Origin of the sequence: Flavobacterium sp. UBA7680 (genome assembly GCF_002482975.1) — a bacterium.
Taxonomy (GTDB): domain Bacteria; phylum Bacteroidota; class Bacteroidia; order Flavobacteriales; family Flavobacteriaceae; genus Flavobacterium.
Map to the genome: position 1 here is coordinate 1 of NZ_DLHA01000039.1, position 21,665 is coordinate 21,665.

At 34.6% G+C, this 21,665-nt stretch carries 22 protein-coding genes and 1 tRNA gene; 11 read left to right on the forward strand and 12 right to left on the reverse strand.

Annotated elements, in window-relative coordinates:
* Positions 1-2: 2 nt before the first annotated feature.
* The 3 genes from B3C18_RS17500 (at position 3) to B3C18_RS17510 (ending at position 927) form a co-directional block, all read left to right on the forward strand.
* Positions 3-73: transfer RNA gene (locus B3C18_RS17500), tRNA-Asn, on the forward strand.
* Positions 74-167: 94 nt separating this feature from the next.
* Positions 168-332 carry a hypothetical protein gene (locus B3C18_RS17505; RefSeq protein WP_291149467.1) on the forward strand — a complete coding sequence of 55 codons (165 nt, stop codon included), beginning with the start codon at positions 168-170 and terminating at the stop codon, positions 330-332.
* Positions 325-927 carry a zeta toxin family protein gene (locus tag B3C18_RS17510; protein WP_291149470.1) on the forward strand — a complete coding sequence of 201 codons (603 nt, stop codon included), beginning with the start codon at positions 325-327 and terminating at the stop codon, positions 925-927. The genes B3C18_RS17505 and B3C18_RS17510 overlap by 8 nt, the downstream gene beginning before the upstream one ends.
* Before the next feature lie 370 nt (positions 928-1,297).
* On the opposite strand, the gene B3C18_RS17515 is transcribed toward B3C18_RS17510, so the two are convergent.
* A complete protein-coding gene (locus B3C18_RS17515; RefSeq protein WP_291149473.1) occupies positions 1,298-1,972 on the reverse strand; it encodes a hypothetical protein in 675 nt (224 codons plus the stop codon).
* A 287-nt stretch (positions 1,973-2,259) separates the two neighbouring features.
* Here B3C18_RS17515 and B3C18_RS17520 point away from each other — a divergent pair, with 287 nt between their 5' ends.
* The 6 genes from B3C18_RS17520 to B3C18_RS17545 all read left to right on the forward strand — a co-directional run bounded on the left by B3C18_RS17520 (position 2,260) and on the right by B3C18_RS17545 (position 5,662).
* Positions 2,260-2,649, forward strand: a complete 390-nt coding sequence (locus B3C18_RS17520; protein ID WP_291149476.1) for a helix-turn-helix domain-containing protein — start codon at positions 2,260-2,262, stop codon at positions 2,647-2,649.
* Between the two features lie 303 nt (positions 2,650-2,952).
* Positions 2,953-3,603, forward strand: a complete 651-nt coding sequence (locus B3C18_RS17525; protein ID WP_291149478.1) for a hypothetical protein — start codon at positions 2,953-2,955, stop codon at positions 3,601-3,603.
* 52 nt (positions 3,604-3,655) lie between these two features.
* Positions 3,656-4,723: a helix-turn-helix domain-containing protein gene (locus B3C18_RS17530; RefSeq protein WP_291149481.1), complete on the forward strand. Its 1,068-nt coding sequence runs from the start codon at positions 3,656-3,658 to the stop codon at positions 4,721-4,723.
* 19 nt (positions 4,724-4,742) lie between these two features.
* Complete coding sequence (locus B3C18_RS17535) at positions 4,743-4,985, forward strand: hypothetical protein (RefSeq protein ID WP_291149484.1); 243 nt, start codon at positions 4,743-4,745, stop codon at positions 4,983-4,985.
* 28 nt (positions 4,986-5,013) lie between these two features.
* Positions 5,014-5,517 (forward strand): hypothetical protein, encoded by a 504-nt coding sequence (locus B3C18_RS17540; protein ID WP_291149487.1) that lies wholly within the window; start codon positions 5,014-5,016, stop codon positions 5,515-5,517.
* Positions 5,510-5,662 carry a hypothetical protein gene (locus B3C18_RS17545; protein ID WP_291149490.1) on the forward strand — a complete coding sequence of 51 codons (153 nt, stop codon included), beginning with the start codon at positions 5,510-5,512 and terminating at the stop codon, positions 5,660-5,662. The genes B3C18_RS17540 and B3C18_RS17545 overlap by 8 nt, the downstream gene beginning before the upstream one ends.
* A gap of 83 nt (positions 5,663-5,745) precedes the next feature.
* Here B3C18_RS17545 and B3C18_RS17550 read toward each other — a convergent pair whose 3' ends face one another.
* Positions 5,746-6,942 (reverse strand): aminopeptidase C, encoded by a 1,197-nt coding sequence (locus B3C18_RS17550; RefSeq protein WP_414655354.1) that lies wholly within the window; start codon positions 6,940-6,942, stop codon positions 5,746-5,748.
* Between the two features lie 240 nt (positions 6,943-7,182).
* Here B3C18_RS17550 and B3C18_RS17555 point away from each other — a divergent pair, with 240 nt between their 5' ends.
* Together B3C18_RS17555 and B3C18_RS17560 are read left to right on the forward strand one after the other, a co-directional pair.
* Positions 7,183-7,980 (forward strand): AraC family transcriptional regulator, encoded by a 798-nt coding sequence (locus tag B3C18_RS17555; protein ID WP_291149496.1) that lies wholly within the window; start codon positions 7,183-7,185, stop codon positions 7,978-7,980.
* A gap of 77 nt (positions 7,981-8,057) precedes the next feature.
* The gene (locus B3C18_RS17560; RefSeq protein WP_291149498.1) at positions 8,058-8,918 is read left to right on the forward strand and encodes a CPBP family intramembrane glutamic endopeptidase; all 861 of its coding nucleotides are present in this window, start codon (positions 8,058-8,060) and stop codon (positions 8,916-8,918) included.
* A gap of 92 nt (positions 8,919-9,010) precedes the next feature.
* Here the strand turns inward: B3C18_RS17560 and B3C18_RS17565 are convergent, their stop codons facing one another.
* From B3C18_RS17565 to B3C18_RS17610, 10 genes are all read right to left on the reverse strand, one after another.
* On the reverse strand, positions 9,011-10,207 hold the full coding sequence (locus tag B3C18_RS17565; RefSeq protein WP_291149501.1) for a BamA/TamA family outer membrane protein: 1,197 nt from the start codon (positions 10,205-10,207) through the stop codon (positions 9,011-9,013).
* A gap of 61 nt (positions 10,208-10,268) precedes the next feature.
* The gene (locus B3C18_RS17570) at positions 10,269-11,243 is read right to left on the reverse strand and encodes a SphA family protein (protein ID WP_291149504.1); all 975 of its coding nucleotides are present in this window, start codon (positions 11,241-11,243) and stop codon (positions 10,269-10,271) included.
* A 51-nt stretch (positions 11,244-11,294) separates the two neighbouring features.
* Positions 11,295-12,488: a helix-turn-helix domain-containing protein gene (locus tag B3C18_RS17575; protein WP_291149507.1), complete on the reverse strand. Its 1,194-nt coding sequence runs from the start codon at positions 12,486-12,488 to the stop codon at positions 11,295-11,297.
* Between the two features lie 129 nt (positions 12,489-12,617).
* Positions 12,618-13,202: a DUF4136 domain-containing protein gene (locus B3C18_RS17580; RefSeq protein WP_291149510.1), complete on the reverse strand. Its 585-nt coding sequence runs from the start codon at positions 13,200-13,202 to the stop codon at positions 12,618-12,620.
* A gap of 221 nt (positions 13,203-13,423) precedes the next feature.
* Positions 13,424-14,824 carry a DUF2252 domain-containing protein gene (locus tag B3C18_RS17585; RefSeq protein WP_291149513.1) on the reverse strand — a complete coding sequence of 467 codons (1,401 nt, stop codon included), beginning with the start codon at positions 14,822-14,824 and terminating at the stop codon, positions 13,424-13,426.
* Between the two features lie 10 nt (positions 14,825-14,834).
* Positions 14,835-16,307 (reverse strand): DUF1254 domain-containing protein, encoded by a 1,473-nt coding sequence (locus B3C18_RS17590; protein WP_291149516.1) that lies wholly within the window; start codon positions 16,305-16,307, stop codon positions 14,835-14,837.
* A 36-nt stretch (positions 16,308-16,343) separates the two neighbouring features.
* Complete coding sequence (locus B3C18_RS17595) at positions 16,344-17,795, reverse strand: DUF1254 domain-containing protein (protein ID WP_291149519.1); 1,452 nt, start codon at positions 17,793-17,795, stop codon at positions 16,344-16,346.
* A gap of 39 nt (positions 17,796-17,834) precedes the next feature.
* A complete protein-coding gene (locus tag B3C18_RS17600) occupies positions 17,835-18,665 on the reverse strand; it encodes a hypothetical protein (protein WP_291149522.1) in 831 nt (276 codons plus the stop codon).
* Positions 18,666-18,762: 97 nt separating this feature from the next.
* A complete protein-coding gene (locus tag B3C18_RS17605; RefSeq protein ID WP_291149525.1) occupies positions 18,763-19,776 on the reverse strand; it encodes an HAD family hydrolase in 1,014 nt (337 codons plus the stop codon).
* 66 nt (positions 19,777-19,842) lie between these two features.
* Positions 19,843-21,516: an arylsulfatase gene (locus B3C18_RS17610; RefSeq protein ID WP_291149528.1), complete on the reverse strand. Its 1,674-nt coding sequence runs from the start codon at positions 21,514-21,516 to the stop codon at positions 19,843-19,845.
* Between the last annotated feature and the right edge of the window lie 149 nt (positions 21,517-21,665).

Below are 21,665 nucleotides of genomic sequence, written 5' to 3' on the forward strand. Positions count from 1 at the left end.
CCTCCTTAGCTCAGTTGGTTAGAGCATCTGACTGTTAATCAGAGGGTCATTGGTTCGAGCCCAAGAGGGGGAGCTTATTAAATACCACTTACAAATCGTAAGTGGTATTTTTTTTGTTTATACAACTTTTTATATGCTATCTATATTTTTTGTAAATTTGTAAAACTATGAAAGACATTTCTAATACAGCTGAAAGAGTAAAGTTTGCTTTAAAGCAAATGGAAAAAGTTATGCCTATTGTTAAACAGCAAGTAGCCGTTTATGAAAGAAACGTTGCTTTAGGCAAAAACCAAAGAAAACCACCTATAGCTCCGCAATTCAAAAATGTCTAAACCCATTTTACTTGTTATAGCAGGATGCAATGGATCTGGAAAATCAACTTTTTCAAAACCACTTTCTCCTGACAATTTCACCCCTTTTGATTACGATTTTCAATTTTTAAAGTTTTACAATTCCTTAATTGATTCAGATATAAAGGAAGCGATGGCTCATCAAATGGCTTTTAATGAATTAGAAAGCCAAATTAAAAAAGCGATTAAAAATAAATCTAGTTTTTGTTACGAAACTAATTTTAATTCTACTCCGCTTCATTGGCCTGAGATATTTAAAAGTAACGGATATGATTTGCAGTTAATATTTCTGTGTCTTGATTCAATTCAAGAAGCTAAAAAAAGGGTCGCAATTCGTGTAGAAAATGGTGGACATTATGTTCCGGAAAACGAAATCGAAAAGCGTTATTATGATGGATATAATAACCTGAATACCTTTTTTGATTATTTTGATTACGTAGATTTATACGATTCTTCAAAACATTTAAATCATCCTTCGCATATTTTATCTATCGAATCTGGAAGGATTTCTTCTTTAAATAAATTACCTGATTATTTAAATAACTTGATTCCAAACATAATCAAGATTATACCTTAAAAAGGAATAAATATTTCTTTCGCCGATTCAATCATATTTCAAACATAGCCCCTGGTTTCAACCACGGGAAACGCGATACAAATTATAAAAAATGTATTACCCAAAAATTGCATCTCCGCGGTTGAAATCGTGGGCTATGTTTATAAAACCTATTAAGTTTTTGTGGTTTAATTCCTTGCCCTATTTTATGCTTTAGGTCTTATTGGTTTAGGTTTTTGCTTTCAAACAATTTCTACTCAAAGTTTGTCATTTCGACGGAGGAGAAATCTCCGCAAGTAACTCTGCAAAGATTGGCGACATACTGTATGGAGCTTCTCGCGGAGATTTCTCCTCCGTCGAAATGACAAAACTGAGTTTTATTACTTCGTCTCTATTGATTCAAATTTTTGCTTTCAAACAATTTCATCATTTCTTCGCCCTTTTCTTTTTCGTTTGTTGCTTTTAAGCACTGCGCGTATCTAAAATAATAAATGGTGTCTAAATTTGCTTCGAGCGTAAATAACTCATTGTAATATTTAACGGCATCATCAAAATTACTTTCAAAATAGAACTTGTCAGCGACTTTTTTAAGCATGTCTATAGATTTGTAGCCTTTGTCTAAAACATTGGCGTAAGTGTCCAAAATGTCTACTTTTACAAACTTCTCGCTATAAGCCGGAGCAGTAACCTCAACATCGACTGGTTTAATGGCTTCAGACTTTGCATCGGCCATTGATTTTGAAGCTAAAATTGTACTTGCTGTTCTTACTTTTGGTTTTTTATAAATTGGAGTTACCGTTCTGGTATTATTTGGGCCGAGATCATTTGTATAAACCATATCCAGTTTTGAAACTTCGTATTTAGTAGTTCTTCTTCCGAAAGGCATATTGATTACTTCTACAACCAAATACGATTCTATAACACGATCATCTGTTGGTTTGCTGTCAAATTTAAAAGGCGCTCTTCGAGAATCTGCGTTAGCTACCATATAATTGGTTTGCTGAGCAAAACCACTTATGGAAAACAAACTGGCAAAAGCCGCAAAATGTAGTAAATATGTTTTCATAAGTAATTAAATTTAAGTTGATACTCCGTAAAACACTATATAAAGCTACTGATTTCGTGACGTTTATGCATTACTTTGACCGTGAAGTGCTTATAAAAACGATTAAGTGTGCGTTTTGCTTTTTGCCCAACGCTGATTGTTTTTATAATTTTAGTTTTTAATTATTCGTTGTGCGAAAAATTGTATTTTTGTTTTCTCCTGAAATCACAGCAATTTGTATCACACAAAAACAACTTGTATTTTACAGCAGAAATACTTTTTTCAGGAATTTTAAATATCTTTGAATTATGAGCACACTAACAAAACCAAATCATATAGGGCGAAAAATAAGCCGTATTCGTGAACTTCGCGATATGAAGCAGGAAGCTTTGGCGCAGGCTTTAGGCACGAGCCAGCAGACAGTTTCTGCTATTGAAAACAGCGAAACAATTGATGATGAAAAACTTCAGGCAATTGCCGAAATATTAGGCGTGACTGTTGAAGGAATTAAAAATTTCTCTGAAGAAGCGGTTTTAAATATTATTGGAAATACTATTAATAATCATGATAATGCTTCTTCATTTAATTATAGTTGTACTTTCAATCCACTTGATAAAATGGTTGAACTTTTCGAACGTTTGGTTCAGGCTGAAAAAGATAAGGTTGAGTATTTGGAGAAATTGTTGAAAGGGAAGTAATCGTTTTGTAAAAAATTCGAATCTACATAAATATCAGAAGACTATCATGAAAATGATGGTCTTTTTTTGTTTTTACAATGCTTTGGCTAAAAAAACACAACTAATCAGCCCAATAATTATAACTCAATACCGATTGTTAACAAGTTTTGTAATATGTTAATAATAAATATGTGATAAAAATTAATGAATTTGCGCAGATAGAATTTTATTTTTAAATTTGCTTAAATAAAAAAAGCATCCAACGGGAAAGGATGCTTTTTGTATAGTTCTTTGAAATGGGTGATTTCAAATATTATTTTAATAATGTCGTACAAAAGTAGTAAATATTCATTAGATGCGCAAGGCGTAGGCAATGATTTGTATGTTAAATTTATTCAAACTGCATACAATATGGTAAATGACGGAGTAAAAAATTCCGTCAAGATATTCAATAATGACCCTGGTCAATTTGAATACAGATCAGCAAAAGCTGTCTGGTTGAACTCTAACATCAAGAAATTATTTAATAATAATTTAGTTCTTGATAACTTCTTAACAAAAAAAATCAATCGACTAAAGTCACACGGGGTTGATTATTACGTGTTAGATGGAAAAGCTTTAATCTGTTTTAAAAAAATGGATAATAAAAGCAAGATAAGCGGATTCTATTCTAAAAGATTCAAGGACATGATGAACGGTAATGCAATACATTACTCAACAAATATGCTCCAAAATCTTTCTGAAATGGGAATAAACAAAGCCTTACCAATTTATTATATAGGTTACATCTTAGACAAAACGGGAAATCTTGTCGACATAAGATTAGTACATTATAATGAAGGTATTGTAGCTTATGAGGTTAGTTTGGTTGAAACATTCAGACCAAATTTATTTAATATTAATACCAATGATACAACTGACGAAATAAAAGTTGTATCAAAAAAAAGAAAAGGCAACCAACAAACTGGTAGCTAGTTGATAATCGAAATCCCCATTTCAAAGTTATATTAACTTAAAACAAATACCTATGGCAAGTATACTTAAAAATGATACCTTAAAATTAGCTAGGAATTATTTTGGAATGAACCAAAAAGAATTTGCTGAAAAATTAAACGTCTCACAAGCACTAATTAGTAATTTAGAAAAAAGTTTAAAACCTTTAACAGACGATATTATAGAAAAATTAAAGGATGAATTTAGTGAAAACTTTTTTTCACAAGTTATGAGTACTCCAAATTTAAAAGTACATTATCGTGCGAGTGCAACTGTAGCAAAAAAGTACACAGATTTATTTGAAGCAAGATTATTAATAATTTCAAATAAAATAGAACAATTACTTGAATATGTAGAAATTCCTGAAAATAAGATTCCGCAAATGAACTTAGAAGACTTTCGGCTCGATGCAGAATATCTTGCAAATGAAGTTCGAGACTATTTCGAATTAGGACGAAAACCAATCGAAGATTTAGTCAAAATTCTAGAGAAAAACGGAGTTATCGTTTATTTTTTTGATTATGATTTCATTTCTGCACAAAATAAAAATTTTGATGGAGTAAGCTTCTATGTCAAAGGTGTACCAGTTATTTTAATTAATGACAAAATTCAAAATGCAAGAAAAATCTTCACAATTTCTCATGAATTGGGGCATTTGATAATGCATAATCACAATGATTTTTTCATCTCAAATGAAAGAGATATGGAAAAAGAAGCTAATAAATTTGCTTCCGAATTTCTGGCTCCTAAAAACGCATTAAGAGGTGAATTCACAAGATTAACAAGTGAAAAATTATTTGAACTAAAAGCATATTGGAAAATATCAGTTGGGGCTTTATTATACAAAGCAAAAGAGACCACTTTAACCCAAGATCAATACAGGAGATGGGTAACACATTTTGCTCCTTATAGAAAAAGTGAACCTCACGATGTTAGTATTAATAAGCCAATCTTATTAAAAAAAATGTTCCAAGTATGTCAAGAAGATATAGGGAGCGAAAAAGAATTTTTAAACGAATTTGGTCTTTCTAAAAAGATTTTTGAAGATGTATATTCAACATTAATTGAAAAGGAAAGAACTAAAATGAAAATAATACTTTAACAACTAAAAACAGAAAATCATGAACAATAAGCAAACATCAAAATCAATTGCTTCATTAGCATCAGACGTTTTAAGAAATCCAAATTCATCAGCCATCCAAAAGACTTTAGCTGGTTCAGCTCTGTCTCAAGTTAATAAAGGGAACCAAACTGGCTCTGAAATGGAAAGTATTGCATCTAAAGTTTTAGGAAGCAATAAATACAATGAGAATACGAAAAGCCTTGCAGGGTCAATTGTATCGCAATCAGACAAAAAAAGATAACTATAATTGAAAACGAAAATCGAGCAATATGAGGCTAAGATTATGGTACGAATTAGCCCAAGCTAAATATAGTGCAATATATGTTTGTAATTTAATAGGTAGACAAAGAAGCATCTTAAATCTCTTTAATTTAATAATTACCATATTCTCAACAGCAGGAATAATGGGATGGAAATTTTGGAATGATTTACCTATTGTTTCATGCATTATAATTGCCATTATTTCGTTAACTAAATTGATTCAACCTCATTTAATACCATCTGATAAACAGATTGAAAAACTTGATAAGATTGCTGATTTTTATTATGATTTTTATCTTAGATTAGAAAAAATATGGTTTGATTATGAAAATGATCGATTGTCTGAAGTAGATATGTTAGAACAATTTCAGGTTTTAAAGCAAACTGAAAGAGAAATAAATAGATTAGTAAATGAGATTCATAAATCTCCTAATAAAAAATTAGCAAAATTATCAGAAATAGAATGTGATAATTTTTTTAAAAAAGCATTTAATACTATAAATCATGAGTAACGACAAAGGAAATTCATCAAATGGTTCTCAGCAAAATGGAGGACAATCATCTGACAACACACAATCTCAGAGAGGAGAACTAAAAAGTAACACATTACCAACCTATCAAACTCCACCACCCCCTCCTCCAAAAGATAAAAAATAATAGAACAATAAAAAGAGTTGTAAAAAAAGCGCCGCAATCCAAAGATCACAGCGCTTTTCTATTTTTATAAAAACCTTAAACTCTTAAACCCCTAACTTCTTAGCAATTTCAGCAGGAATTCCGCCTTTGTTTACCATTAAGGCAGTTGTTTTATATTTTACGAAATTTTTGGTTACGAACAAGAAACCTTTGTAATCGTTTGTTTCTCCCCAAGAATTTTTTACGATATAATATTCTTTTCCGGTTTGATCTTTTGCAAGGCCAATAATGTGCATTCCGTGGTCGTCTGTTGTACCGTAACTGTCAAACGCAGCCTGACGCATTTCTGGAGTAATTTCCGGTTCTGCTTTTGGTCCGTTAAACATATCTGCTTTTTCTTCAGCCGTCATGTCGTCAAATTTCTTTGTTGGAACATATGCCACACCGTTTTTCCAGCTAAAGCTTTTCTCGCTTACGTCTGTCGCCCAAGCAACAGTATATCCTTTTTTCAATGCATTGTCGATAACATCTGTCATGTCATTTACTTTTACGTTGTAAACCTGATCTAAAGACCAGTTGTCTGGCACGGCAAGAACTGTTTTTTGGTAATATGGAGAAGTTGTAAACGAAGACATTTCTACATATTCGTCAGGATTAATTCCTACCACTTCTTTAGCAAAAGACTGCGGCGTATAGTTTTTTCCTTTGTAATTGAAGTTATCCGGCACTTTTCCTAAATAAGAATCGATAACAGCAGCATAGGCTTTTTGCCAGTTTGGCGTTAACTCTCCGTTTGGATTTTTAACCACCGCAGCCAAAACACCTTCGATAAGTGCAGACATTTCGGCAAATTTATTTTTATCTGTTCCGTAGTTCAAACCTGTGTAAACTTCTCTTGGTACGGTTCCGTATTTTTTGTACATATTAATTACGTCGTGCAGCGAACCTCCGTCACCTAAAGTGATCGCGCCGTGCATACGAACATAATTTACTCCTTTGTCAACATACACATTTCTTGCAGAAAAAACCTGAGAAAGCTCAACAGGCTGTTTCCCTAAACGAATCATTTCTGACTCTAAAAATGAGTTTGATGCATAACTCCAGCAAGTTCCTGATGAACCCTGGTTTTTAATCGACGTTGTTCCTAAGTTAACTACTTCAGTGAATTTAAAAGCTTCTTTACTTTTATCACTCGCATTTAGCTTTAAGGAATTTACCAAAATGTCCTGCGCAAAACAGCCGCTTACACCAACTAAAAAAGCAGATGCCGCGAAAACTGATTTCATCGTATTTTTATACATAATCAAAAGATTTAAATAGTTACTTATTAGTAGCCTGTATTATATTTTTGTTACAAAAAAATTAAATATTCGGTAAATAAACTATTATTTAACAGTTAATGTTTATACAATGTTTTTATTAATCCTCAAAACCTTACAAACTATATAAAAACATAATCTGTTTACAATCAAATGTTTTTTGATTTTATATGCAAATAAATAGTAATTTGGCTGTTGAAATGCCACGCTATAAACCCCAAAATGTACGAACTCGAAAAAGAGAAATACTTAGGCAATACTAAAAAAAGCTTCAATACCCAGCAGGGAATTGCGGTTGTCGAAACCGAGTATCAAAACAAGGTTTACGAAGGCTGGCATTCGCATAATAATGCGCATATAACGCTTTTCCTAAAAGGCGGAACTACCGAAAAACGAAAAAATTTCAGCGAAACTGTTGGTCCAGGTTCATTATTGTTTTACCACAGCGACGAACTGCATTTGAATCAAAATACGCTTTTTCCATCCCGAAATATTAATATTGAAATTGAAGAAAACCTGCTGAAAGAACTTCAAATGTCTGAAGCTGTGATCGAAAAATCGGTTCAAAATTCGGCATTTACTAAGTTTCTAATTTTAAAGATTTTTAAAGAAACGCTTACTTCTGATATTTTTTCTGCCGATACAATTACGATGCTTTTTTCGCAGATTTTGAATGCTCAAAATCATTTGGAGCGTTTTGAAAAAAGTCCGTTTTGGGTGAAGAGTTTACAGGAATTACTGAATGACTGCTGGAATGAAAACCCGAATCTACAAGATTTGGCAACGGTTTTAAATTTAAATCCCATTACGATTTCGAAACATTTTCCGAAGTATTTTGGCTGTACTTTAGGCGAATACATGCGCCGAATTAAAATAAACCGTTCGCTTTCGCTGATACAATCGCACGAAAGTAATCTAACCGAAATTGCCCTCGAATGCGGTTTTGCTGATCAAAGCCATTTTATTAGAACGTTTAAAAGCCAAACGGGATTTTTGCCAAAACAATTTCAAAAATTATAAAGAGGCAAATTTCATTCTATTTTTTGTTTTTGATGCGCAATACTTTTGTCTCATCATAAATCAATAAAACAAATCAAATGGAAACTCTTACCAGAAAACAAAAAATATTTAATTTCCCTGTTGTCAAAATCTTTCTTGCACTGCTTACTTTTATGGCTGTTGTTATTATTGGCCAGCAAATTGCCGTAAAATTATTGGCTTTGACATCTCTTGACAAAGATTATAGAAATCTTTTAAAAGGGCTTTTTGTTTCCTTTTCGTGTATTTTCAGTTATATTCTTTTCTTTAAAAAATATGAAAAAAGAGCTATTACAGAATTTTCTACGAAAGGACTTTTAAAAAATATTAGTATTGGAGCTCTGATTGGCTTTATTTTACAATCCTTAACCATTTTAGTAATTTACCTTAACGGAAGTTACAGTGTTGTAAAAATCAATCCTGTTTCGTTTATCCTGATTCCGTTTACGATAATGTTTACCGTTGCCATTATCGAAGAAATATTGGTGCGCGGGATTATATTTAGAATTGTAGAAGAAAAACTGGGAAGTTATATTTCTCTTACGATCTCTTCTGTTTTATTTGGAGTTTTTCATTTAGCAAATCCTCACGGCACTTTAATTTCTGCAATCTGTATTACAACTGCAGGATTTCTGTTTGGAGCCGTTTATATTTACAGCCGTAATTTATGGATGCCGATCGCTTTGCATTTTGCATGGAATTTTACACAGTCGGGAATTTTTGGAGCCATAACTTCCGGAAACGAAAAAACAAGCAGTTTATTAGAAGCCAAAATACAAGGTCCTGAATTTATTACCGGAGGAGAATTTGGTCCCGAAGGATCGATTCAGGCTATTATATTCTGTGCCGCTGCAACTATTATTCTATTGGTTTTAAACCACAAACAGGGTAAAATCATTAAGCCGTATTGGAAAAAATAGATTGTTTTTTGCCACGAATTGCACGAATTTCCACAAATTATATTTGAATTCCCGATAAATATTATCGGGAATTTTTAATTTTTAATTGAATTTTATCTAAGCCAATTGCTTCCAAAAACAATATAATACGCCCAATCTTCGGGGCCTTTTGCAACGTCGACACCCATGCGGAGTTTGAATTTTCGGGCTAATAAATATCTGAAACCGGTTCCGTAACTATAGACAACCGGTTTTGCGAAAGCTTTATCCCAATCGTTAAAAGCACTTGCAAGACCTCCGTAACCCATAAGGCTCCATCTACGATATAAATCCCATCGCAATTCGGCTTCGGTAACAATGCTGGTTTTTCCCTGATATCGGGCGGCGGGAATTCCGCGTAAATTGATTCCGGGCAATAGATAAAAAGGCGGACTCCCAAACGCCTGCTCTCCCTCTACCCTAAGCCCGCCAATTAATTTTTTTGTTAAGGGATAAAATCCTATTGCCGATAAATTGACGCGCCAGGCATCGTAATCGCTCCCAATTGCATCATCTGACCAAAAGAAATCTGACTGTAGCCGAATTCCTTTATCTGGTGTAAATATATTGTCACGTCCGTCAAACTGAAGCGCAGCTCCAAGCTGACTTATCGTACTTTTGATATCTTTTGGCTGTACAAATGGCGGCGGAAGATCTACATCAGGCAGGTTTATTTTTGAGTTTAAAAAGAGGTATTGCGGCCCGGCACTCCATTTTGCGTTTCTAAATTGTTTTAGCCATTGTGTATAAAAAATAGTAGACCTAAAATTGAGTTTAAATTCCTGATCTTTTGCATTTGGAATATTATTGGCATAAAAAGACAAATTCATATCGCCATAACCGGCCATAACACGATATAAGATTCTGGAATTGACTAAGGTTCCAGACCGAAATGCGCCTGCCATCCAGCTTTTATTTTCGGTATACATACCAATTCCTCCGGTTATGTCTGGATTTATAAAACGTTTTTTACCGTTTTCGTCTACAACCGGAGCGCGTTTTTTAAGAAAAATGGGAACGATTGCGCCTCCAATTCCGCCCAAAGCCGGTTCTGTAATAACGGTAGGAACTACAATAAAGCCGTGTGCGTAAATAATATAATTGCTTAAATCAAAAGCTCCGTCGAGAGAATCTTTTGTGGTTATATGTGGTTTTTGTGTCGTTTGTGCGGTTATGTTTTGAAGAGAAAAAAAACACAAAGCAAAAATGAAAACCAGTTTTAGAAAAAGTTTTCTGTTTTTTATGGAAGAATCTGAATATGTATTTCTCATTTAAATCAATTTAAAATTTATCGTATTCATTTAAAAAACATCAACTTCAATCATTTTAAGGTTATTCTTTTTTCTCTTTTGCCAGACTAAATACGTGCGCAAGTGTCAGGAAAAAAGTATTTCCCTGAAAGCGACTTTCAGCTCCAAATTCTGAAACCCAGCGAAGTCCCGCAGAAGTTTTACAGCCTATATGGAAATAATTTACCTCAGCACCAACACCTCCTATTTTGTCTTTGTCTGGTTCAAGCACTAAATTCCCTACCGGAATTTTATCGTTTGAAAGTTTATATTGCAGGTAATAAATTACCCCTGCATTTAGTATTCCGCTTGGAGCAGTTTTCGCAGCATTGAGCGTGTAAAAGGTTTTTCCCAAGCCGCCTTCAACACTTAAAATATCTCCGGTTTTTATATCAGTATCTTTCTTTTTTCCGTTTATTTCATAAGAGGCTAAAGCCGAAAAATGAAATGTTTTTTTATCATTAAAGTATACGGTTGTTCCGGCTGAAAATTCATTCATCAGCATTCCTAAACCGGCATTGTCTGAAGCTCCGGCGGTGAATTTTCCGGTTGGGAGATAAAGCTGATAACTAAAAACAAAATCGGCTCTTTTGTTGTGCCAGCCTAACTGAATTGGCTGTACATACATATCTGTAAAAGCAAGAGAATTTGTTGCATCAAGTGAGTTTCCCTGAATGGTATTTGAAGCAAAAGCCAGCAAAATAGTAGCTCCATAATTAGCTCCTAAAATTTTAAAATCGCTTACATAATTAGCTCCAACTCCTGTTATAAACATCGTAATGTCTGGATTTGCAAGCGATTCGTCACCGTCTGCATTTCGCAGAGAACCTGCATCATATAAATAACCCGGCACGTAAACGCTTAAAGTATTTGCCGGAGTCTGAGTTCCGGATTGTAATCCCATTGCTCCAAGAATATGACCTCCTTTTAGTTGTGCATTTCCTAAAAAGCAAACGAACAGAAATAATAGGATGAATACTGATTTTATGGTTTGTGTTTGGTTTGGTTTCGTTTTCATGGTTTCTTCTTTAAATTAATGAGACTTTACAATCCTTCTTTACAAATTATTTCAATTTGTAGATTGCTTAAAAAAATAAGAACTGCTTTTTTCTGGGTTAATCCTGATTACTCTAAAATATTCTGAAGGAGATTTTCCGGTATGTTTTATAAAAGCTCTAAAACAGGTTGTTCTGGATTTAAAACCAGATGCCCAGGCCATTCCTTCGAGTGAAAGATCTTTCCAGTCTGAATCGTTTATTTTTTCTTTAAAATATTCGATTCGTTTTAAATTTATATAGTCCTGAAAGTGTAGGTTGAATTCTGAATTTATTAAACAGGAAAGATTGTTTACTGTAATTCCGGTTTCTTCTGAAATATCACGTATGACCAAATCTTTCTTTAAAAAGAGTTTTTTAGAATCGAAAATACTTTCTAGTTTGGCCAGATACAGCTGTCGTTTTTCGAGTGTTAACTCTTTTACTATTGGCAGTGAATTTTTGGTTTCCTGTGAGGTGTAGGTTCTCAAATTTTCATTGACAAAATCTAATGTTTCGGTTTCGTTTGCATCATAAAAAAGCTGCGGTTTAAAATACAGCCAGCCAACCGTAAATATTAAAACAGATGAAATAAGAATGTAGCAGGATAAATCTAAATTATCGACATTATTGATTAAAAAGAAATGCACAAAAAGCGTTGAAAATAAAAACAAGATAACCAGATTATAAACTCTGATCCAGCCTAATATTTTGATTCGCTGCAGGTGATTTTCTTTAAATTTTTTAATGTCGTAATTTAAAATCATCATGGTTTGGCAAAAAGCATACATCAACCAAACGCTGAGACTTAACATTGAAAAAGGATTTTTTGTTTTTACTGAAATATAGTCTATCAAATAAATATTCGTGTAATTTCCAATCCAGACCACAATGGTCAAGGAGAAATAAATGAGGAAGGGCAGGAAATGAAACCAGTCGTATTTTTTATAAGAGGAGTTTGGGAATAAAATATTTCGAACGTATAAAAATGCGCACGGAGCTGCTAAAAAAATAAACGATTTTGTGATCATGAAGAGATCTGGAAACTCTTTAAAAACATTTGCCGATAAGTAAAAATTATAGACGCTTACAAGGGCAAGGCTAAACAAAAACAGTCCTAAGAAAAAACTTTTAGAGTAGTTTTTCTTCGAAAAAAGAACCATAAATGAAGTCGCAAATCCTACAATTGTAGCTATAAAAAAGAAAAGCGAAAGTACTATATCGGTCATACGTTTTAAGCTTTGATTAGTTTGTCCTTTTTCTTTGAGAAGGGGGATTTTCAAAGAAAATAAAATGTGCGGTTATAAGCTGTACTTACTAAAATGGAAAGTACAGCCTATTAAAACAGTAGTTTTATGTTATTTTTTTACGGCACCAGGAGGGAATCCTGCTAATATTTTTTTAACTGCGCCGTTAATAAATTCTTCAGGATTGTCTGGTTTGCTGTCAATTTGAGCATTTCCAACTCCCTGCCAAAGCAGTTTTTGTGTTTTTGTAGAAACGATATCAATTACTAATGAACCGTCTACATAATCATAAGTGTTAAACGTTGTGGTACCGCCGCCCATCATGGCTCCGCCGCCCCAATATCCGTATGGGCGATACATTCCGCCATAACCATAGAAATTAGAATCGGCAGTAACTTGAGTTTTATTTTTTAAGATAGAGACTGCGTTTACTTTTAAATCAGGATTTGAACTTTCTGTAAATCCTTTTGCAATCATTTCAGCACGAATTGCTTTTGTTACACGATCAGCATTTAATTCGTTTACCTGACCTTGCTGTGCTTTTAAATCGTAAACTGCAAAAGTTTTATATTCAGTAAAATTTGCAGCATGATCATAATCTGTTGTAACATTAACTGTTGGGGAACAGCTGTAAAATAAACCCAATACTAACAATAACATTGGGATGATGCTAAGATTTGTTCTTTTAATATTCATTTTGTAGAATTTAAATTAATGATTAATTACTTAACTGGAAATTATTAATTCTGAAAAATCTTGAATGAACGATTAAGGGGAGGGATAACGTGTAATTTAAACACAAAGAACTAAACAACAGGCTTTTAAGAAACATTCAAAGATAATCATTTTATTTAATTGATATAAACATTTAGAAAAAAATTCTTACTTATTTGTAATTGCTTTATTTATCCTGCAAATTATATTTCTGCAGAAACAGGCAATTTTCCTTCTTTTATGGCTTTGATCATTTTGTTGTAATCTAATTCATTTTGATCTGCGTATAAAAGCGAAAACTTCGAAACCGCATTGGCAAATTCATTACCATCGCCAATATATCCGGATAATATTGATGGATCTCCAGAACGCGCATGAGCTCTCGCAAGCGCCCATCCGCAGGCTTTGGCATAATCTGCCAAGTTTTCTTCTTTCATTATTTCAAGAACGGGTTTTACTTTTGCATCGCGAAGCTGACGGATGTAAAAAAATCTTCCTCTATCATCATTTGTCCATCCTAAAAATATATCCGAGGCTGACTGCATTAACTTTTGTCCCATAACGATTCGCTCGCCTTCATGATCGTATTTTCTTTTCGCTTTTACGTGTTGTTCTAAAACGCTTTGTCTTGCTTCTTTAAACTGCAAAAAAATAGGTTCGCCTGTGGCAGACATTAATAAACTAATGCCGCAAAGTGTACCTACACTTCCTACGCCTACCACTTTTATGGCAAAGTCATGCATGGAATATCTACTTAACAAAACTTGTTTGTCTTCTGGCAATGATTCTATATATCGTTTATGAACTAATTCTGCTTCTTTTAAAATTTGTTTTTCATCTTTTCCAAACGAATGAAATATCAAAGGCGGTTCATCTTTTATTCTCGCCCGAACTCCGTCCTGATACGTCATTTTTGCAAATTCCTTTTCATGTGCCGTATATTCGGCTGCTTTTTTTATTCGCTTTTGATGAAATTCTTTTATTTCTTCATCTTTTCCGAGTTCAATAAGTTCGGCCAAATCAATATCAGCATACCAAATTTGAAGTGCCGATAATTTGCTGTAGTCCAGCATATGTCTTTTATAACTGTCTGCTACATGCCAGGCAAATTCTTTATTGCTTTTATTAGAAAATTTCAACCATCTTCCTGCAATGGCAAAACTTGCTGCTAAACGTTTTACGTCCCATTCCCAAGGGCCTTGAAAAGTTTCATCAAAATCATTTATATCAAAAACCAATTTACGTTCCGGCGTTGCAAAACCTCCAAAATTCATTAAATGGCAATCGCCGCAAAGCTGTAAATCAATGCCTGTGTTTGGCGTTTGTGCCAAATCTGCTGCCATAATTGCTGCTGCGCCGCGAAAAAATGCAAATGGCGATTCCATCATTCTTCTGTACCGAATGGGCAGTAAACTTTCTATTCTACCAATGCTGGTTTTTATCAAAATTTCAATAGGATCTTCCCGATTCTTAAATGGAGCATATTCCTGATGTGCAGAGCATGGAACCGTTTTTCTGATCGCTGCGCCTTTCTCATAACGTTCTGCTTTTGATGCCAGTGGATCAAATGAAATTTCTGTTATATCTGCTGCTTTTTCGACCATAAAATGATTCTTATTTTACTTCTTTTATATCATCCATTTTCCAACTTTTATCAAAATAAGCTGTCGTTGGTCCGTAAAAACGCATATAAGTAAACCAATGTTTTCCCGGTAAAGTCTGAACCCAGTTTTTTTCTTTTCCGGCTGGGGCTTTTGGTCCAAAATACAAATCGACAGAACCATCTGTGTTTTTTATTAAATCCTTACGGGAAGATAAGTCGGCGTTTTTCTGCGGATTATCTATTAAACATCGGGTTGCCGAATCATAAATGGTAATGGACCAGAAATTAACTGCTGGTGGATTTGCCGGAATATTTAGTGTATAATTTTTCCCTCCGTCTAACCAGTTTCCTTCATTATCATAATATGATCCTAAATAAGCCTGACCCACGTTTGGTATTTTAGTTATCATGGCTTTTGAGTACGTAACGGCTTCATAGAAATAGGATGATCTTTCGAAAAATTCATCATAATTTTCCGCATGCTGCGATGGGTCTTTCATAATCAGTACATAATCCCATTTTTTGTCTGGCCAGTGTTTTATATCTGCAAAACGTTTACTAAAGGAATTTGCCATTGCCATTTGCTGGCCTTTCTCGGCAGCGGCAATTAAAATTTTCTTCTGACGTTCATCCGGCGCAAAAGCTTTTCCTTTTTCTATTCCAAGATTTCTTAACCAAGCCATAAAAAAACGATCTCTTTCTTCCACTGGTTCATTTTGTAAAATAGCATGAAGTCGTTCCCAATATTTAATTCCTGCCGGCTGAATTCCTAACCATTTTTTACCTGCCGGCGGGCTAACTACTTTTGTTGGTCCCGGATTTGCTCTTTGTGCGTACGGATAAATTTTTACTTGTTTTAATAACGTTTCAGTAATTTTAGGATCAGGATCTAAAGCTCTAAATCCGAAAAACATATTTACGGTATTACATGGAACTATAAAATATCCATCGGCTTTAAAATCTTTAATTGTTGGAGGAACTAAGATGTATTTACCTCCTTTTCCTTTATCTGGTCCCATTTCTCCAATTACGGCTTGTTCTCGCTGCCAAAAATCAGCCAATCCTCCCGCAGTATGTCCAGCCGGCATTTCGATAACGGTTGGTCCATTTGCTGCTAAATCTATAAACGTCATGATATAAGGTGTTGTAGCATTTGCGGTAAGAATTCCTAAACGATCATCATAAGAGTTATATAAAACAAGATCGTTACTTGATGCCTTAAACGTTTTGTAATGTTGCTGCTGCCATTCGGCGAAAGCCACAATAGGCAATCCCCATAAGTAACATTGCGTTGCTTGTTGAAAATCCATTTCGTCAAATAATGCCGGAATAGATTCTTTTGAAGGCAGTTCGCCATCTAACTTAATCTGAGTTCCAGATGCTGAAACCAGCGTTGATGATGCGGTTTCTGATGTTTCTTTTTTACATCCAAAATTTAATATCAGAGTAATTACTGCTAAAATTATAAAACATCTATTTTTCATAATGATTAATCATTTTGGTTTAAAATCAGGGAGTAATTATTTCACTTCTTCAACATCTCCCATTTTCCATGTTTTGTCAAAAAAACCTTTTTCCGGGCCATAGAAACGGGCTAATAATTCAAATTTTCCTTTAGGATCTGTTGGAACCCAGTTTGATTCTTTTCCTGTCGGAGCTTTTGCACCAAAGTAAATGTCTACAGAACCGTCACTGTTTTTTTGAAGTCCCGGCGATGTTGAGGCACGGCTTGCATATTTCATTCCTAAAATAAGTGCGTGGGTTTCACGATCGTAAACTGTTACAGACCAATATAGTTTTACCGGAACTTTTGCAGGCAAATGAAGTTTATACAATTTTGAGCCGTCAAATTCTTGTCCTTTATCATCTTTAATTGATATTAAATAGAATTGTCCCGTTCCTAAATGTTTGGCACTAAAATAGGCTATTGAATAGGCGATCGCTCTTTCGCGTACGGGATAAAGATTTGGTATTGAATAATTACTCGCTATTGATTTTACAAAATCCTGCGAAACTGGTAACGCCCATTTGGTATCATTGTAAAAAGGCATTTTAAACGCGTTTTGATATTCTGAATCAATCCACGCATGTGCATCTTTTATTGCGGCATTTAAAATTTCCTGTCTTCTGGCATCGGCCTGAAAGGTTTTTCCTTTTTCAATTCCAATAGTTTTTAACTGATCAATCATTGCTATATCGCGAGTTATCCAAGGTTCTCTTTGAATAAACTGATTCAATATTTCAAAAAAATGAAAGTTGTACGGAATTGTATTACTGAATGGAACTTCTAATAAATCAACAAATGTTGTTGCGGGTGGATTATCAGCTTCAGAAAGAGGATATATCTTAACTTTTTTGCCATAGTCAACTGCTCTTTTAATATCATTTGGACTTCCGTCTGTAAGATTTGAACGCAATATTGCATATCCGGTAAAAGTTGAAGATGGCATTGGTATGTAACCTAACGGAACGGCGTCTTTATAATTTGGTGGTAAAATGAGGTATTTGCCGCCTTTTCCTTTGTCGACTCCTGCGGGGCCAATATCTTCTATTGCGGTCTGCCAGCCATCATCTAAAGTTCCTGTTAATGATGAAACACCTTCAACGGGAGGAATTTCTAAAACAACAGGCCCTTGTCGTGTATCATACAATGGGTTTACATAAATCACGTCTGGATTTGGGGTTAAGGTTTGGTTTTTGGAACTGATTAATCCCGACCAATAAATGATCTGATTGTAATCGCCTTTTACTTTTACAAGACTTTCATGAAGCAATTCTGAATTAACGGCGGGAATTCCCCAAACCACGGCTTCAAATGCTCGATTATAAACAAGTTGTTCTTCAAAATCTGCTGGTTTAAATACTGCTGTTTTTGTAGTATCGGCAGGTGTTGAAGTTTCGTTTTTTGTTGTAGAATTGGTACACGAGACCAAACAACTCATTATTATAATGGCTAAAATTTTTAACTTCATGATTTGTTTTTTTAAGATTAAAGAAACTCAAAAACGATGTTATGAACCCGGAAATACAAAGGCCAAAACAGCACGTAATCCCCAATCTGGTTTAATTTCATGTGGGCCTACAACCGGAATTAATGGCATAATAGCAAATTGAACGACCTGATCGCCCAATTTTGTTACGGCTCCTATGTTAGGACTAATCGTAATTAAAGTTGTATTGCCTTCCCAATTTTGAGTAATTTCTGAACTAATACCTAAACTGGCTCCGCTTTTATAACTGTGAGAAAGAAATATCTGGGTGTAAAACTGATTAAAATCGGCGCGGTCTTCATTTCCGGCAACGGACCAAATTTGATTGGCTATGAAACCTACTGAAAGTCCTTTTCCCTGATGCATTACTAATACACTTGGACCAACTCCAAATTTTTCTGTTCCTAATAATTCATCTGTTGCTGTTGGAATTAAAAATGCGGGGCCAACTCCTAAAATAAGTCCTTTTGTTTTTGGCGCAAAAAAAGCGGTAACTGTTGCATCGCTTAATCCAAATTGATGTGTATTTTCTCCTGTAATGTCTCTTTGATCTACAACTGGTAATATATAGCGGGTAATTAAATTTAGATTTTCTGTTAATTTAAACGGAATTACCGGCTGCACATTTATTGTATATTTTGATCCGTTAAAGGGGCCAATACCATAATTTAAGTTATTCTGCAAAGGCACACTTATTAAGCTTGCCACGGGATTTGCTAATTTATCTGCTAATTCCTGCGCACTTGCTCCGGCTTTTGGTACGGTTTCCTGAGCAGAAATAACAAAAGAGAAAGTAAAAAACAGTGTGCAGAAAAATAATTTAGGACTGATGTAATACTTTATTCGTTTCATAGCTGTTTTTTTAAGATTTTTAATTCCTCTAAAAATCTCAATGAAACAACTTTTGACGGGCAAAAGCTGCTTCATTTGAGATCCTAACTAATTCAAATTATTTATCTGCAAAAACTTTTTTCCAGTCGTCTTTTATACTTACTACATGCCACTTGTTTTTTGCGGCTGTGCTTAATGACAAATTATCTTTTTCCTGATAGCTGTATTCTCTAATGGAATCGTTGTGATTGACCAATAATTGAAAGGATGGATATTTATTTCCCTGCGAATATTTGAGCATCGCAATATCTCCTGCGCCGCCTTCGTTCCCGCAGGCAAAAACTGGGCGCTGGCCAATATGCAGTTGTATGCCAACCGGTTTTCCTTCTTTATCATTAAAATGATCTAAAGCAGGTTCTCTCTGCACGGCATTTTTAGCATCGTCATATTTGTATTTAAAAGAAGTTCCTACGACCTGATCTTTTGGAATTCCATAAAAATCCTGAGATATTGCTCTCACCACTTCAATTGTTCCGCCTGTTACGATATAGGTTTTAAATCCGTTGGCACGGAGATAATTTAGCAGCTCTAATTGAGGCTGATATCGTATTTGTTTTACAGGAACATTTTTGCCCGGATAACTCGCCGTTTTAAAAAAATCATTTACTGATGTTTCAAATTCATCTTCGGTCATTCCGGTGTGAGTTGCTGCGACAAGCTCTATGAGTGCTTTATCACCTCCTTTTTCAAAAAAGGTTTTGTCTTTTTCTACTACAGCTTTAAAAGGCTGTTTTTGTGCCAATGCCGGATTGGCTCCGACCATTTTTTTTACCTGATAAAAAGCAAATAATTCCTGAACATATGGTTTTTCAGCCCATAATGTCCCGTCGTTATCAAAAGTGGCGATTCTATCCTCAATCGGAATAAAATCAGGACTTCCTTTTTTGGTTACTTTTTCAACATAAGCAATAATGTCATCTTTTAAAGTTCCTTTGTTCCAGCTGGGAAGCGGATCTCCAACGATAACGGCTGAACTGTCTTTAGGATTAACAGTTGTGGCGTCTTCTGATTTATTTTTGCACGAAATCAGTAAAAATAAAAGCAGAGACAATACATATATTTTCTTATACATGGTATTGATTTTTAAGTTATAGAGCTTGAATTAGGGGGTAACTCAAGCTCTATTAAACATTATTTTCTACTTTTTCTTTTTCGAATCTGCTGCTCCTTCTTCCTCTTTTAATTTAGGCATCACATTTTTTTCTATGTATTGTTTTGCCTTGATATCTTTCATTGTTTCTTCCATAATGGTATAGGCTGAGAAACTTGGCGGAATTGATCTTGGAGGATATTCCTTAAATGTTTCTGCAAAAACTACGACATCTTGTATGGCTCCATACATTAATTGTACGTGGTTCATCTGCCAGTCCCAAAAAGTATTTGAGGTGATATCTGCTCTTTCAAAAGGATCTTGGTACAAATTGAATATTTTTTGTAAACGCAGTTTGGTAAAAGGTTCTGCCCAAACCCCCATTGTACCTCCCAAACGCTGCTCTGCAAAAACATATTTATAATCGCCTTCTCTTAAACCAACTAAAAGACCATCGTCATCTGTATAAAAGAATTTATCTCTGGCGCTTTTTGGTGTTTTGCCTTCTAAAAATTTACTTTGATCAAAACCATCTAAATGTACTTTATAGTTTTTTCCGTTTGCTGAGTAACCTTTTAAAAGTTTATTAACGATATCGGGTTCTCCTGCAATTGAGGCAAAAGTTGGAATCCAGTCATTATGGCTCATTAATTCTGTAGTTACTGTTCCTGGTTTAATAACTCCCGGCCAGCGTACGATACAAGGTACACGGAAAGCTCCTTCCCAGTTTGTGTTTTTCTCAGAACGGAATGGTGTCATTGCTCCATCAGGCCATGTATTCATGTGAGGGCCGTTATCTGTTGAATACACCACGATCGTATTGTCGGCAATTCCTAAGTCATCTAGTGCTTTTAAAATACTTCCTATCGTTGCATCGTGTTCGATCATTCCATCAATATATTCACTGTCTCCGTGTGTATATTTCCCTCTATGTTCTGCTCTAACGTGTGTACGAAGGTGCATACGAGTGGCATTGAACCAACAGAAAAATGGTTTGCCTGCTGCATTTTGTCTTTTAATAAAATCAATTGCTGCAGCTGATGTTTCATCATCTACCGTTTCCATTCTTTTTTTAGTAAGCGCTCCGGTATCTTCTATTTTTTGTTTTCCGACTTTTCCAAAGCGAGGATCAACAGTACCGTCATCTCCACTTGTGGCTGTACATTTTAAAACTCCTCTTGGTCCAAATCTTTTTAGATATTCCGGATCTTTAGGATAATCCGGCAATTCTGGTTCTTCTTCAGCATTTAAGTGATACAGATTTCCAAAGAATTCATCGAAACCGTTTACGGTTGGTAAATTTTCATTACGATCTCCTACGTGGTTTTTACCAAACTGGCCTGTTACATATCCTAATTGTTTCAGGATGCCACCAATAGAAGGATCTAACTGACTCATACCCATTGGTGCTCCAGGAAAACCAACTTTTGTAAGTCCGGTTCTGAGACCATGTTGTCCAGTTAAAAAAGCAGCGCGTCCTGCAGTACAGCTTTGTTCTCCATAATAATGTAAAAAACGCAATCCTTCATTAGCTAAACGATCAATATTTGGGGTAGTGTATCCCATAAGTCCATCGCTATAGGCACTAATATTGGTAGTTCCAATATCATCGCCCCACAGTACTAAAATGTTGACTTTTTTATTCTGAGCTTTCACCTGAACAATCGTGAAGCATATTAATGCAAAAAGCATTATGGCATTTCTAAATTTACTTTGTTTCATGGTAATAAGATTTGTTAATAATTCGTTTGTATAATGGTTTTTATCTAAAAATCGAACTATCATTTTCTACAAAAATGAAGTAGAAAATGCAACCTGTATTAAAAGCAATTTCTTAGAACATTTAGCTGTTGGCATTGAGGGGATTTGCA